This is a genomic window from Cytobacillus firmus (genome assembly GCF_023715565.1).
Taxonomy (GTDB): Bacteria; Bacillota; Bacilli; order Bacillales; family Cytobacillaceae; genus Cytobacillus; species Cytobacillus firmus_C.
Window position 1 is genome coordinate 1 of record NZ_JAMBOJ010000090.1, and the last position, 13,051, is coordinate 13,051.

A 13,051-nucleotide genomic window follows, 5' to 3' on the forward strand; every position below is an offset into this window, starting at 1 on the left:
GAAATTCACTGCCAAAAAATAAGAATTTAAAGAATTAATACCCTGAAATAAGAGAAAGGTGAATTTGAGCGCACTCAAATTCACCTTTCTTACTATCTGAAGCTAGTTTTGTCCCAGCCCCTTTTTGCTGTATTAAGTTTTAATGCCGCTGCGGTTTTGAAAAATCATGATGAATAGCGGAACCGTAATGATAAATGAAAGGAAGAACAGGAGGAGTAACTTGGAGAAGGGGGTAATGCTTTTTTCGATATCGTCAACATACCGTTCAAAAAATTCTCTGATGGATTCATTCCCAAGCACATTGGATGCAGTCAGAAACTCTTTTTTATCAAAATCATAATAAAAGAAATCTTTTTTCTTAAATTTAAATAAGCCATCCCGTTTCTGTTCCATTTCCAAAAAAACAATGCCGATATGGGAAGTATACTCCTCAATAACCTCTTCATTTTCTGATGTTTGCGGGTCATCAGATGTAACGGTTTTTGTTACCTTTCCCTGCATACCATATGCATCAATAACTGAAAAGGAGTCTTCGCTGTAATAATGAACTGTGCTGCGAATCTGATCTTCCAGTATGTCTTCAAATTCTTTTTCAGCATCGTCAGCTTTCGCAGTCATTAGGGATCCCACTGACAGTAGGACTGCAAACATAAAACAGCATATACCTTTTTTCATTTCCTGCCCCCCTTTTCTTTTCTCTATTTGTCCCTTAAATAACTAGAATATGGTTTATGTTTATGCCGGGAAAAATAGAAATATACAGATTGGCGGGTGGTTATTCCATTAATAGATAGCTAGAAAAGGAGGGCAATGGGAAATTTCCAGCATAAAAACATTTTGATCAGAAAATTGAAATATTTCATGCTATAATATAAGAAATTAAGTCCGTAAATTTTAAAGTAAAGCAGGTGAAAACATGGGGGAGGAACATCAATACCTATTTATTGACTTTGAATTTACCATGCCTGATAAAGGCAGTGCTTTTAGAGGTTTTTTTCCGGAAATTATCGAGGCTGGCATTGTATCTGTTATCAGCAATCAGGTTTGTGAAGAGTTCTCTTCATATGTAACTCCTATCCGGTTTCCGACATTGTCCGAGAGGTGCAAATCCTTTTTGCATATATCACAGGAACAAGTAGACCAGGGAATGGATTTTCTTGAACTTGTTAAGAAAATGAAGGATATGAACAGAAATCGTTCCTGCACAATCGTTACGTGGGGAAATATGGATATGAAGGTACTTAGAAATAATTGCATCCAGGCTGGAGTGGATTTTCCCTTCAGGGGCAGGGAAGTGGACCTTTCGATGGAATATAAGCGATTCTTTGGGGACCAAAATCAGACAGGATTATGGAAAGCCGTTCAGGAATACGGCAAGGAAGGAACGGGAAAACATCACCGGGCTCTGGATGATGCCTTAACGACTTACAATATTTTCAGATTGGTAGAAAAGGATAAAAAGTATCTGCAAAAGCCGGAACCTACGACAATAGGCGACCGGGTAGATTTCTCGAAGCTGTTTAATAAATTTGCCTGACAAGCCAAATCCATCAAAGTGATTTGGCTTGTATTCATTTTACTTAAAATAGTCTTTCTCCAATGAGTCGAGATTTCTTATGCTTTGCTCAGCCCATGAAGAAGAATCTCCTTCCAGCTCAGTTCTCATTCTATCCAGTGCTATTTGCAGCGAATCTTTATAATCTGGTATTTCGTCTGCATAAGGCTTTACCATTTGCTTAGGCACATTGGTTTGCTCTCTGTATGCAAGCGCGCGGCGTTCATGAAAAAGCATCACGTCCGCTTCTTTAGGATTATGTAAATCGCCCTGCATCGGATGCTTCAGGACCCCCAGCACTCTGACCAGGTAATGCTGCGGCCGGATATCAGTCACTTCCCCGATATATTTGCCTGTTTTATAGATGGCTGTTACTTTGTCGCCTATCGATACTTCTGCCAACCTAACCTCTCCTTTTTCATTTTCTTTAGCCCTATTATGAAGCCTGAAAAAACAAAGTGCAAATTTTCAATAAATCAGGTAAGCTAAAATGTGATTAGTTTTTTATAGGAGGCTGGAAAACAATGAAATGGCGTATGTTTACTCCCATTCTAATTCTGATGTTTATCTTGTCAGCATGCGGGACAAGCACTGATAAAGAAGCGGACAATGCAAATGGATCTGAGACTGAAGAAAAACAGGCAAATAACAAGTCAAGTGAAACACCTGACAATTTTCCGCAGCTGACTGAAGAAGTCCAGGGGAATGAAAGACTGGTGGAAATGCAGACATCAAAAGGGAATATTAAAATTAAACTTTTCCCGGACCAGGCCCCGAAAGCTGTTGAAAATTTCATTAAGCACAGTGAAGACGGATACTACGATGGCTTAATCTTTCACCGTGTCATTCAAGACTTTATGATCCAGGGCGGCGATCCTGATGGAACCGGCAGGGGTGGCGAAAGCATTTACGGTGAAGCATTTGAGGACGAATTCTCCAATGAGCTTTATAATATCCGCGGATCTTTATCCATGGCGAATTCCGGTCCCAACACAAACGGAAGCCAATTCTTTATTGTTCAGAACACGACACTTGATCCAAGCCTGAAAGCAGAAATGGAAAAGGAAGGATATCCGGAAGAAATCATTAAAGCCTATGAAAAAGGCGGTACACCTTGGCTTGACAATAAGCACACCGTTTTTGGACAAGTTGTTGAGGGAATGGATGTAGTCGACAGCATCGCAGCGGTTGAAAAAGACGCACAGGACAAGCCTGCAGAAGATGTGGTCATTGAAAAGATTGAGGTATTGAAATAAGTTCATTGGACTGTGCAGCCATTGCTGATATAATAATTTAATGGACACTGCTTTTAGCAGAAAGGATTGATTAGAGTGCTGCAATGGTATGTACTGTCACTGTTTTTGTATTTTCCTGAAGATAAATCAGAATACGGCCCGGCAGCTTTAACGTTTGCCATCTTCTTAATTGGGGCCATTCTTACCATGAGATTAATTATCCGTGCATCAAGGCGCGAAGCAGCAAAGGCGAAAGAGCTTGAAGAGCGCATTGAGAGGCAAAATAGACAAGAGGGGAACAGCTGAGCGGCTGTTCTTCTTTTTTTGTTAACTTAGATAACTATTCTGCGCTGCTTTCAATTTTTTGGTTTATTGAGAATGTGATTGGGCAACACTAAAGGCAAATTGTCTTGATGGAGGATTCAATCATGAGAAAAGCTTTGATGCTGGGTTTTGTTCTTTTTCTGTCCGGCTGCGGGGAAGAGAACATAACAAATACAGAAGTTGAAATGTATAATGCTGCAGGCGATTCATTAGGCATCATTAAGGTGCAGGAACAGGCTAGCGGTGTAAAATTAACCGGAGATCTGAGCGGACTGCCGCCGGGTGAGCTTGCTATCCATATCCATGAAGAAGCAAAATGCGAACCCCCTGATTTCACATCCGCCGGGAATCATTTCAATCCTGACAATAAGGAGCATGGTCTGCTTCACCCGAAAGGATCCCATGCGGGGGATCTTCCTAACCTGATTGTCGAGGATGACGGCAAAGTTAAGATTGATTTTATGGCGCCTCAGGTCACCTTAAAAGAAGACAAAACTTCACTGCTGACAAAGGAAGGGACCTCCATTGTCATCCATGACGGGCCGGATGATGGCATGACCCAGCCGGCAGGAGATTCCGGAGAACGCATTGCATGCGGCCGTATTTCAAAAGATAAAAAAGAAGAAGGGCAAAAAAAGGCACAGGATGATCAGTCAACAGAAGAATAAATAAGCGAAGGCTTTCCGGGAAGGGAAAGCCTTTATCACTGGGAATTCTTCCTGACAATCCGTATAATGGAGTTAAACCTTATAATGGAGGTTGGTTAAATGGGAATTTTCGATGGCTTTATCGGCAATGCATCAGAAGCGGACATTAAGGAGGTCCAGGACGAATTTTCAGCCGTCCTTGCTCCAAGTGAACAGGTTGAAAAAGCCTACAGGCTGGTTCGTGATTTATTCATTTTTACAAACAAGCGCCTGATCCTGGTGGATAAGCAGGGAATCACAGGGAAAAAAATAGAGTACCACAGCATCCCTTATAAAAACATTACCCATTTTAGCATTGAAACTGCAGGCAGCTTCGATCTGGAGGCCGAATTAAAAATTTGGATCTCAGGATCAGATGAACCAATTGAAAAACACTTTAATAAAAACTTGAACATCTACGAAGTGCAGAGCGTGCTTGCTGAATATGTACTGTAAATCCCCTTGCTTGAAGCGTGAGGGGATTTTACTTGTGATTATGGAAAAAATTTCATAAGATGAAATTAATTCTTTACCAGAGGTGAAATATCAATAATAGACCCCGTTTCGAACCAAGGGATCTGGAATTGCTCCGCGTCCTGACCATTCGTCTTGAACTGCCTTTGAAGGATAAAAATCAGTATCTGCTTTTAGAGAAGGGGTATGCAGGCGAGCTTCATTTTGACAGGGAACTTCAGGATTTACACGACGATTTTTTCATTCTAAATGATCTCCTGCTGGAAAGCAGCAATACCCACTTTCAAATCGATACTCTCCTTATCAACGGCAGCACTCTTTTTGTCTTTGAAGTAAAAAACTACGAAGGTGACTATTACATAGAAAATGAAAGGTGGTACTCCCTTCTGTCCAAAACGGAAATAGAAAAATCCCCTTCTTCAGCAGCAGCGATGTGAAACACTATTGCGAGGACTCCTTAAAGAACTTGGCTTTCATCTTCCCATCAAATCTCATCTAATATTTATCAACCCCGGATTTCAGCTTTATCAGGCTCCACTAAATCTTTCCGCAGTATTTCCTTCACAGCTAAAACGATTTCTTGAGAAAATAAAAAACACTTCAACTGCTGCAATACTCAGAAACATGAAGCTTGTGGAGCAGTTAAATGCCCGCTGTCTGAAAGAGAATCCCTACATGAGAATTCCAGAGTTCACTTATAGGCAATGGAGAAAAGGGATTCTTTGTGATTCCGGTTCTTCGTTCTTGACCCCCTTTTCTCTGGGTTACTTAATATGCGAGAGATGTGGTTTGAAAGAAAAGGTGGACACTGCGATACTCCGAGGTGTGAATGAATTTAAGATTCTGTTTCCAGATAGGAAAATTACTACAAATACGATAGTGGATTGGTGCGATGGTGGAGGGTCTGGGAAGACTGTACGGAGGATACTAGTGAGTAATTATGAGAAAAAAGGGAGGGGGAAAGCATCATATTATCAAAGAAGGTAAATACAGGATAAGTTTGAGGTGATTAACGCCGAAAATGGAGAGCGACTAGAGAAACTGGTAATTAATCAGAGGGGATAGCGCCGAAAATGTGGAGTGACCAGAGAAAATAGTAGTTAATTAGATGGAAAACGTCCACAATGAGGAACGACCTGTGAAAAAGGGACTTCATCAGACCGGCTACCCTCAATTTCCGCGCAACGCAAAAAAAGCACGGCCTTCCAGCCGTGCCACCACATACTATCACTCAAAAGCCTTCTTCAGCCTCTCCAGCCCTTCCGCCAATACTTCATGCGGGCAGGCAATGTTCATCCGGACGAAGCCCTCACCACCCTGGCCGTATTTCGGGCCGGGCTCCAATGCGAGTTTTCCTTTTTCCAAAAGCCTTTGGCGCAGTTCGGCATCACTTAATCCCAATCCGCGGCAATCCAGCCATAAGAGATAGGTGCCATCCGGCTCCATCAGGCGAATATCGGGAAGGTGCTCGCCAATAAACTCAGCTGCTGTTCGTTTATTTTCAGCGAGATAATCCATCAGACCATCGAGCCAATCTTCTCCATGGCGGTAAGCCGCCTCCATGCCAATGATGCCAAAGGCCGACAGCGTAAAGAATCCTTGCTTGTGCTGTTCTGCCTGGAATGCCTTTCGCAGCTTCTCATTGCTGATAATGGCAGCTGAAGCTTGAATCCCTGCAAGGTTCCAGGTTTTTGTCGGAGCTATGCAGGTGACCGAAATGTCTGCAAATGGTTGTTCCATTGAAGCAATGGGATAATGCTTATGGCCTTTATAAACTAAATCAGAATGGATCTCATCTGAAAGAATAAGGCAATTATATTTTACACATAGCTCCCCTATTTTCCTTAGTTCCTCTTCTGTCCACATGCGGCCGCCCGGATTGTGCGGATTACATAGGAGGAATAGTTTCACTCCTTCTTTCAATTTGTCTTCAAAATCGGCAAAATCAATTTCGAACCGGCCGTTCTCGAGCTTCAGCTGAGAATTTACGACTTTGCGGCCATTCTGTTTAATCATCTCAAAGAAAGGAGTATATACGGGGGACTGGAGCAATACTTTCTCCTCTTTTTCCGTAAAAGCCTGGATCGCAGTTGCGATGGAGGGAACCACTCCTGTGCTGTATAAAATCCACTTATTATTGATTTTCCACCCATGCCGCCTGTATAGCCACTGCCCAATAGAGTCTGCGGTTGAATCAGGAGCAAACGTGTATCCGTAGACTCCATGAGCTATTCTGTCTTCTATGGCTTTCTTTACTTCCTCTGGTGGCTGAAAATCCATGTCCGCTACCCACATCGGCAATACATCGGATCTGCCGAAAACTTCCCTGGTCCGATCCCACTTAACAGAAGCTGTATTTTCCCTGCTGATTTTTTGATGGAAATTAAAACGATTCAAATCTGTCACCGCCTTGAGAATTCTTTTATGTATCCTGCCTCTATGATATGATATTGATGCTAAAAATTAAAATATTGCGGCTTCATTCAGCCGAATAATAATCAGGTGATAGAAATGGAAATTCAGCAAACAAATCTTTTGCTGGTTTATACACTGGATCAATGGGATCCGTTTGGAGTGGGGCCAGGCAACTATGACACTGAAATTGCGGATTGTGTCCAGGCAGCCCATGATCTGAATGATCAGTTGAAATTAGCCAGGAAGATTCAATCCATATATGAATTTTCCTTTGAGGAAGTCATTCCATTGGAAAATTGCATAGAAATTTCCGGGCGTCTTCTTGAAATCAAGAATAATGGCTCCTGCGCTTTGTAAAGTGAAGAAGGCAGCTCTCCGTCCCGGGGGCTGCCTTTTTCATCTGCACACTTGATCGGAATTTACAAAACTCCGGATGTGCATAAGAACGTCTTCCGGCCGCTCTTCTGGCACGAGATGACCGGTATCTTTTAGTACCACTAGTTTGGAATTCCTTAAATCTTTATTCAGTCGTTTCCCGATATGGAGCGGAACGACCCTGTCATGTTCTCCCCATATTAGAAGGCACGGCGTTTCTAGTTTCTTCAATGCAGCGGCAGGCATATCGCCTTCCCTGTCGCGGATCATTCTGGTTAAGGCCCGGAAAATATCGTCTTCTAAAAAGGGCGACAAATAGCCATAGAGCATTTCATCATCAATCATGGAATGATCGTATACAACATTTTTTAAATTCTGTTTTACTCCTGAGCGCTGAAGATATAATTTCACATACAAATGAAAGAATGGTATGTAGCTTGAAAAGATAATATGAGGCTTCATTCGTTTCATATATCCGGAACTGCACAGCAGTACGGCCTGGTCAACCAGATCAGGCTTGGAATGTGCAACATTTAAAACAATCTGTCCTCCCATGGAATGCCCTATTAATGTGACTTTTTCAAAGCCCAGTTTTTCTGATAACCGGATAACCGTATCCGCCAGGTTTTTATAGGAGTAGACGAATTGCTGGGATTTCCCGCTTTTGCCGAAGGGCGGCAAATCCATCGATACCACATTGAAATCCGTTTGCAGCAGAGGAATCAGCCTGCGAAAGCTAAAGGTGGATGAAAGAAAACCGTGCAGTAGAACCAGGGTATTCCTGGAGGACTCATGTTTATAGTATTCATAATAAACATCTGTTCCATTAATGGGCTCTGTTCCTGAAAATGTCGCTTGTTCCATGGGCCTTCCCCTTCCTAGACTCAGTTTCACAATATTTTCCCCTTAATCTTAATCTTGACACATATGATTTTAAAGAAATTAATAAATAATGAAAGTGACACATTTATTTTTCGAAGTTTTTGCTATAATGTAACTATTTTATAGAGTAAATCACTAAAGGATGGGAGCGACAAGTTTTGAAATTAACTGAAAAGCAAATCGAAGTTCTTGAAATTTTAGAAAATAACAGTGCGCGAATCCCGGTTGAGGACATTGCAAAAATGGCTCAATTAACTGTGGCGGAGACGGAAACCCTCTTAGATAAACTTGTGGAAATGAAAGTGCTTGTGCGCTTTAATTCTGTTATTGACTGGTCAAAGGTGGATGGCCATGAGGGAGTTACCGCTATGATTGATGTGAAGGTCGCTCCAAAGCGCGGGGTAGGATTTGATGAAGTTGCACAAAGAATTTACCGTTTCAAAGAGGTGAGATCTGTCTATCTAATGTCAGGCGCCTATGATCTTTCAGTCATCATTGAAGGCCATTCCATGAATGAGGTCGCCCGATTTGTATCAGAAAAGCTGTCGACTCTCGATTCCGTCTTGTCGACAACAACACACTTTATCCTGAAAAAATACAAGCATGACGGAACTATTTTTGAACAAAATGAAGATGACAAACGAATTGTGGTGTCACCGTAATGAAGGAAACTAAATCTTATTTATCCAAAACGGTAGAAGAGCTGAAGCCTTCCGGGATTCGCCGCTTTTTTGACCTTGCTGCCGGAATGGAAGGAGTTATTTCCCTTGGGGTGGGGGAACCGGATTTTATTACACCCTGGTCAGTCCGTGAAGCAGCTATCCTATCCCTTGAGCAGGGGTACACCTCTTATACGGCTAATGCTGGCTTAATGGATCTGCGGGAGGAAATAGCAATTTATATGCAGAAAAGCTTTGGAGTATCTTATTCACCTCAAAGTGAAATTGTCGTTACAGTGGGAGCGAGTCAGGCATTGGATATATCCTTAAGGGCTATCCTTGATTCGGGTGATGAAGTAATTGTGGTGGAACCAAGTTTTGTTTCCTATGTTCCTTTAGTAACTCTTGCAGGAGGTGTGCCTGTCCAGGTCCAGACTTTAAAGGAGAATGGGTTTAAAATATTGCCTGAGCAGCTGGAAAACGCAATAACCTCCAGGACGAAGGCCATTATACTTTGTTCTCCCAATAATCCGACTGGAACAATGTTAAGTGGAGATGAACTGAACGCTATTGCAAAAATTGCTGAAAGGTACGATTTGCTGGTTCTATCTGATGAGATATATGCGGAGCTTGCATATGATGATGAGTATACGAGTTTTGCCGCCATCAGAGAAATGAAGAAAAGAACTATCTTAATCTCGGGATTTTCAAAGGGGTTTGCTATGACAGGCTGGAGATTGGGGTTTATCTGCGCTCCTGAGGAGATCTCGCAGGCAATGCTGAAAATTCACCAGTATGCAATGATGTGCGCACCTACAATGGCACAGTTTGCTGCACTTGAAGCCTTGAAGACCGGCAGATCAGATGTCGAGGATATGAAAAAGAGCTATAAGCGCAGGCGGAATTATTTTGTTCAGTCTCTGAATGAATTGGGGTTAACATGCCATATGCCAGGTGGAGCCTTTTATGCTTTCCCATCTATTGAAAGTACCGGGCTTTCTTCTGAAGAATTTGCAGAAAAGCTGCTGCTGGAGGAAAAGGTAGCTGTCGTGCCAGGCAATATTTTTGGCGAAAGCGGGGAAGGCCATGTGCGCTGCTCTTATGCCACTTCCATGGAACTTCTGCAGGAAGCGATTAAGAGAATCAGCCATTTTGTAAAGCAAAATCCGAAGGCATAAAAAAAGGACAATCCACAACAGATTGTCAACTTCAAAAAGGGGGGAATACTAGAAAGCCTTATACTTCAAGGCTAACCAGTATTCCCTTTTTATATACTCCCTTTTATAAAACTTTTTGATCATATTTAATTTCATATAGCATTTGCATGACACGCAGGAAATCTTCCTCACTGAATTCCTTAGCTTTCCGCAAGATAAGCTTTGCTTTTTTTGTGCCAATTTTACGCACAAGCTGCTCGATTTCATAATCGATTCCAGACTTGCCCTTCTGCAGTTCCTGTTCAAGCAGTTCGGAAGCAGGTATATCCAGGGCTGTTGAGATTCTTAGTACAGTCTGTGTATCCGGGATCTGATCTCCATTCTCGTATTTTGCAATCGTTCCCGTCCCCACTCTCACTTTTAATGCGAGCTGCTGCTGGGTCATGTTTGCACGTTCGCGGCAAGCTTTAATGTTGAGACCTATATTTGACATATCCATCACTCCCGTTAACGATTTCTTTTAACTATATTTTATCATGGTAAACGTAAGATCCTCTTTGTACTTCATGAACATTTAGTTAACAAACAAAATGAATGTCTACATATTCTTTGCTGATTGTTTAATTATAATGAATGCAGTCTGTGATTCCTTAGGGGATAAAAATATGGGGTTTCCATTTGAATTCCTTTTGATATTTTGATTAAGTTGTGATATAATTTTTTATTGCGTATAAAAGATAAAATTTGAATTTAAATAGGAGTGTTTTCATGTCTGAGAAAATTGAAGTAGGCAGTGTTATTACAGGAAAGGTAACGGGTATTCAACCATATGGTGCGTTCGTGGCACTAGATGAGAATACACAGGGATTAGTTCACATTTCCGAAGTGACTCATGGTTTCGTAAAAGATATTAATGAGCATCTTAAAGTGGGCGATGAAGTAAAAGTTAAGGTTCTTTCTGTTGATGAAGCAGCAGGAAAAATTGGTTTATCAATTCGTGCAACAGAAGAAGCGCCTCAAGCAGAAGCGAAAGCCAAAAAGCCTCGCAAGCGCCAGGCTGCTCCAATTAAAATGGAAGACGAATCTGCACAGGGATTCAATACACTTAAAGATAAGCTTCAAGAGTGGATTGACCAATCCCAGCGCGAGGATCTTATTAAGAAGTAATAAAAATGGAAACCGGGTTTTGTTGCCCGGTTTTTTATTTTTACCTTGGTGCAAAGAATATTTGCTTTATTATGCAAAATGAGCGGGCGCTCGACAAATTATTTTGCGTGCTTACATACATATACGGATGGGAATTGAATTTTTTTTGGCTAAATAGTCTGAAGAATGTTTGAATTTTATATCTTGGCATTAATCTTGCAATAATTAAACCAACAGACGTGTAACTTTAAGAGGAGGAACATTATGAAAGAAGCAACAAGAAAGAAAATACCCTTCTGGTTTGCAGTGCTGCCGCTGCTGGTAATGATTGCTGCTATGATTATTACGATTGTAAAATTTGAGGGAAGCCCTCATGTGCCTTTAATTGCCGGAACGATTGTCTCCGCTATCATTGCCTGGCGTTTTAATTATAAGTGGAATGATATTGAGGAAGGTTTTTATACAGGCATTAAGCTGGCACTTCCGGCTATTTTAATTATTTTAATGGTAGGCTTGACTATTGGATCCTGGATTGGCGGAGGAATTGTAGCCACCATGGTCTTTTATGGACTGAAGTTGATGACACCCTCAATGTTTTTGGCGTCCATCTGCATCATCTGTGCGATTGTTGCGCTTGCAATCGGGAGTTCATGGTCTGTTATGGGAACGATAGGCGTTGCTGGAATGGGCATCGGTATCAGCATGGGCATACCGGCACCAATGGTGGCAGGGGCTATAATTTCAGGTGCTTATTTTGGAGATAAAATGTCTCCGCTGTCAGACACGACTAATTTGGCTGCAGGAATTACAGGTACAGATCTTTTTGATCACATAAAGCACATGTTTTATACCACCATTCCGGCGCTGGCTATTGCCATTGTTGCTTATTGGTTTTTGGGAAGGCAATTTGGCGGGGATGGTGTAAAAAATGAAAAAATTACCGAGGTAATGAATGTATTATCAGAAAGTTTCGTCATATCTCCTTGGCTATTACTGGTTCCTTTAATTGTTATAGGATTAGTGGCAAAAAAAGTGCCTGCATTGCCTGCACTTGAGGTGGGTGTTTTCCTTGGCTGGCTATGCCATATTTTTGTACAGGGCGGGGCTGTAGGAGATGCTGTGAATACACTCCAGGGCGGGTTTTCGATTGAATCAGGAAACGCGATGGTGGACGAGCTATTTAATAGAGGTGGCATTGACGATATGATGTATACTGTGTCCCTTACGATTGTAGCAATGTCCTTTGGTGGAGTTATGGAGCAGACCGGCATGCTAAAAGCCATTGTTGAACAGATCCTGAAATTGGCCCGTTCAGCAAGGAGCTTAGTGGCTACTACTGTGCTATCTGCCTTCTTTACCAATGTAGCGGCTGCGGAGCAGTATATTTCAATCCTGCTGCCGGGCAGGATGTACACACAGGCATTTAAGGATAAAAATCTGCAATCAAAAAATCTTTCACGTGCCCTTGAAGATGGAGGTACCGTCACGTCCGTTTTTGTTCCATGGAATACTTGTGCGGTATTTATTATGTCAACACTGGCCGTTCATCCGTTTGAATATGCACCATACGCCATTTTAAATTTCACTGTTCCAATCCTGGCTATCATCTTTGCGATGCTTGGCTACAAAATAACATTCATGAGTGACCAGGAGCGAAAAAAAATAGAAGAAAAAGATCATTTAGCATCTTAAATTCCAGGCTCCGTATCCATTCCGCTCCAATCAACTCAGTAAATATAATATAAATAGCAACAACTTTGCGAAAACAGCCTTTTGAAAAGAAGCTAAGTTCATTAGCTATGCTCTTGGGGGATCTAATCAATATTCAGGCAATTCCATGGCGAAAGCACATGAGTATATGAATCTGCAGCCGGAACACTTTGATGCGATTGCGAGGCATCTGCATGATGCACTTGCGCATTTCGCAGTGAGTGAGAGGGATATAGATGAAGCGTTGACTCATGTAGCAGCGCTTCGAGATGATATTTTATACAAATAAAAGCTCCCGGTGGGGAGCTTTCAGACTGTCGACAAACTCGATGAAAATCGTACTTGTCGGGAGTCTTTTTTGATTTAAAATAGAAGTAATACAATGCTTGAGGTGATTAATATGCTTTCTAAACATAATCCAATTCAACGGGAT

At 41.8% G+C, this 13,051-nt stretch carries 17 protein-coding genes and 1 pseudogene; 13 read left to right on the top strand and 5 right to left on the bottom strand.

Translation table 11 applies throughout. From position 1 onward, the window contains the following. Positions 1 to 132: 132 nt before the first annotated feature. Entirely contained in the window at positions 133 to 675 is a 543-nt protein-coding gene (locus M3205_RS23665; RefSeq protein WP_251172123.1) for a hypothetical protein, read from the bottom strand. 241 nt (positions 676 to 916) lie between these two features. Here M3205_RS23665 and kapD point away from each other — a divergent pair, with 241 nt between their 5' ends. Beyond that, a complete protein-coding gene (gene kapD / locus M3205_RS23670; RefSeq protein WP_251172124.1) occupies positions 917 to 1,537 on the top strand; it encodes a 3'-5' exonuclease KapD in 621 nt (206 codons plus the stop codon). A 39-nt stretch (positions 1,538 to 1,576) separates the two neighbouring features. Here the strand turns inward: kapD and kapB are convergent, their stop codons facing one another. Next, entirely contained in the window at positions 1,577 to 1,957 is a 381-nt protein-coding gene (kapB, locus tag M3205_RS23675; RefSeq protein WP_251172125.1) for a kinase-associated lipoprotein KapB, read from the bottom strand. 122 nt (positions 1,958 to 2,079) lie between these two features. On the opposite strand from kapB, the gene M3205_RS23680 reads away from it, so the two are divergent. From M3205_RS23680 to M3205_RS23705, 6 genes are all read left to right on the top strand, one after another. Then, positions 2,080 to 2,811, top strand: coding sequence for a peptidylprolyl isomerase (locus M3205_RS23680; RefSeq protein ID WP_285886925.1), 732 nt, complete (start codon positions 2,080 to 2,082; stop codon positions 2,809 to 2,811). Between the two features lie 75 nt (positions 2,812 to 2,886). Continuing rightward, positions 2,887 to 3,096: a hypothetical protein gene (locus M3205_RS23685; RefSeq protein WP_095243641.1), complete on the top strand. Its 210-nt coding sequence runs from the start codon at positions 2,887 to 2,889 to the stop codon at positions 3,094 to 3,096. Positions 3,097 to 3,218: 122 nt separating this feature from the next. Further along, the gene (locus M3205_RS23690) at positions 3,219 to 3,782 is read left to right on the top strand and encodes a superoxide dismutase family protein (protein WP_251172126.1); all 564 of its coding nucleotides are present in this window, start codon (positions 3,219 to 3,221) and stop codon (positions 3,780 to 3,782) included. Between the two features lie 99 nt (positions 3,783 to 3,881). Beyond that, on the top strand, positions 3,882 to 4,256 hold the full coding sequence (locus M3205_RS23695; RefSeq protein ID WP_035332043.1) for a PH domain-containing protein: 375 nt from the start codon (positions 3,882 to 3,884) through the stop codon (positions 4,254 to 4,256). A gap of 128 nt (positions 4,257 to 4,384) precedes the next feature. Further along, entirely contained in the window at positions 4,385 to 4,711 is a 327-nt protein-coding gene (locus tag M3205_RS23700) for a nuclease-related domain-containing protein (protein ID WP_251172127.1), read from the top strand. A 187-nt stretch (positions 4,712 to 4,898) separates the two neighbouring features. Beyond that, positions 4,899 to 5,261, top strand: a complete 363-nt coding sequence (locus M3205_RS23705) for a hypothetical protein (protein WP_251172128.1) — start codon at positions 4,899 to 4,901, stop codon at positions 5,259 to 5,261. A gap of 240 nt (positions 5,262 to 5,501) precedes the next feature. On the opposite strand, the gene M3205_RS23710 is transcribed toward M3205_RS23705, so the two are convergent. After that, a complete protein-coding gene (locus tag M3205_RS23710) occupies positions 5,502 to 6,671 on the bottom strand; it encodes a MalY/PatB family protein (protein ID WP_251172129.1) in 1,170 nt (389 codons plus the stop codon). Positions 6,672 to 6,785: 114 nt separating this feature from the next. Here M3205_RS23710 and M3205_RS23715 point away from each other — a divergent pair, with 114 nt between their 5' ends. After that, on the top strand, positions 6,786 to 7,046 hold the full coding sequence (locus M3205_RS23715; RefSeq protein ID WP_251172130.1) for a DUF1871 family protein: 261 nt from the start codon (positions 6,786 to 6,788) through the stop codon (positions 7,044 to 7,046). A gap of 39 nt (positions 7,047 to 7,085) precedes the next feature. On the opposite strand, the gene M3205_RS23720 is transcribed toward M3205_RS23715, so the two are convergent. Further along, on the bottom strand, positions 7,086 to 7,928 hold the full coding sequence (locus M3205_RS23720; protein WP_251172131.1) for an alpha/beta fold hydrolase: 843 nt from the start codon (positions 7,926 to 7,928) through the stop codon (positions 7,086 to 7,088). Positions 7,929 to 8,104: 176 nt separating this feature from the next. On the opposite strand from M3205_RS23720, the gene M3205_RS23725 reads away from it, so the two are divergent. Then, positions 8,105 to 8,608: an Lrp/AsnC family transcriptional regulator gene (locus M3205_RS23725; protein WP_251172132.1), complete on the top strand. Its 504-nt coding sequence runs from the start codon at positions 8,105 to 8,107 to the stop codon at positions 8,606 to 8,608. Continuing rightward, positions 8,608 to 9,783, top strand: coding sequence for an aminotransferase (locus tag M3205_RS23730; RefSeq protein WP_251172133.1), 1,176 nt, complete (start codon positions 8,608 to 8,610; stop codon positions 9,781 to 9,783). Before M3205_RS23725 ends, M3205_RS23730 begins: the two co-directional genes overlap by 1 nt. A gap of 103 nt (positions 9,784 to 9,886) precedes the next feature. Here M3205_RS23730 and M3205_RS23735 read toward each other — a convergent pair whose 3' ends face one another. Beyond that, complete coding sequence (locus M3205_RS23735; RefSeq protein ID WP_251172134.1) at positions 9,887 to 10,255, bottom strand: helix-turn-helix domain-containing protein; 369 nt, start codon at positions 10,253 to 10,255, stop codon at positions 9,887 to 9,889. Positions 10,256 to 10,530: 275 nt separating this feature from the next. On the opposite strand from M3205_RS23735, the gene yugI reads away from it, so the two are divergent. From yugI to M3205_RS23750, 3 genes and pseudogenes are all read left to right on the top strand, one after another. Next, complete coding sequence (gene yugI, locus M3205_RS23740) at positions 10,531 to 10,929, top strand: S1 domain-containing post-transcriptional regulator GSP13 (protein ID WP_251172135.1); 399 nt, start codon at positions 10,531 to 10,533, stop codon at positions 10,927 to 10,929. A 243-nt stretch (positions 10,930 to 11,172) separates the two neighbouring features. Beyond that, a complete protein-coding gene (gene nhaC / locus M3205_RS23745; RefSeq protein WP_251172136.1) occupies positions 11,173 to 12,600 on the top strand; it encodes a Na+/H+ antiporter NhaC in 1,428 nt (475 codons plus the stop codon). Between the two features lie 88 nt (positions 12,601 to 12,688). Continuing rightward, positions 12,689 to 12,907: pseudogene (locus tag M3205_RS23750) on the top strand (group I truncated hemoglobin); the annotation flags it as partial. Positions 12,908 to 13,051: the final 144 nt, after the last annotated feature.

Bases quoted from the DNA above. Each gene is read 5' to 3' on its own strand.
- M3205_RS23665 (WP_251172123.1), bottom strand. From the start codon at position 675: ATGAAAAAAGGTATATGCTGTTTTATGTTTGCAGTCCTACTGTCAGTG.
- kapD (WP_251172124.1), top strand. From the start codon at position 917: ATGGGGGAGGAACATCAATACCTATTTATTGACTTTGAATTTACCATG.
- M3205_RS23680 (WP_285886925.1), top strand. From the start codon at position 2,080: ATGAAATGGCGTATGTTTACTCCCATTCTAATTCTGATGTTTATCTTG.
- M3205_RS23690 (WP_251172126.1), top strand. From the start codon at position 3,219: ATGAGAAAAGCTTTGATGCTGGGTTTTGTTCTTTTTCTGTCCGGCTGC.
- M3205_RS23695 (WP_035332043.1), top strand. From the start codon at position 3,882: ATGGGAATTTTCGATGGCTTTATCGGCAATGCATCAGAAGCGGACATT.
- M3205_RS23705 (WP_251172128.1), top strand. From the start codon at position 4,899: ATGAAGCTTGTGGAGCAGTTAAATGCCCGCTGTCTGAAAGAGAATCCC.
- M3205_RS23715 (WP_251172130.1), top strand. From the start codon at position 6,786: ATGGAAATTCAGCAAACAAATCTTTTGCTGGTTTATACACTGGATCAA.
- M3205_RS23720 (WP_251172131.1), bottom strand. From the start codon at position 7,928: ATGGAACAAGCGACATTTTCAGGAACAGAGCCCATTAATGGAACAGAT.
- M3205_RS23730 (WP_251172133.1), top strand. From the start codon at position 8,608: ATGAAGGAAACTAAATCTTATTTATCCAAAACGGTAGAAGAGCTGAAG.
- M3205_RS23735 (WP_251172134.1), bottom strand. From the start codon at position 10,255: ATGTCAAATATAGGTCTCAACATTAAAGCTTGCCGCGAACGTGCAAAC.
- yugI (WP_251172135.1), top strand. From the start codon at position 10,531: ATGTCTGAGAAAATTGAAGTAGGCAGTGTTATTACAGGAAAGGTAACG.
- nhaC (WP_251172136.1), top strand. From the start codon at position 11,173: ATGAAAGAAGCAACAAGAAAGAAAATACCCTTCTGGTTTGCAGTGCTG.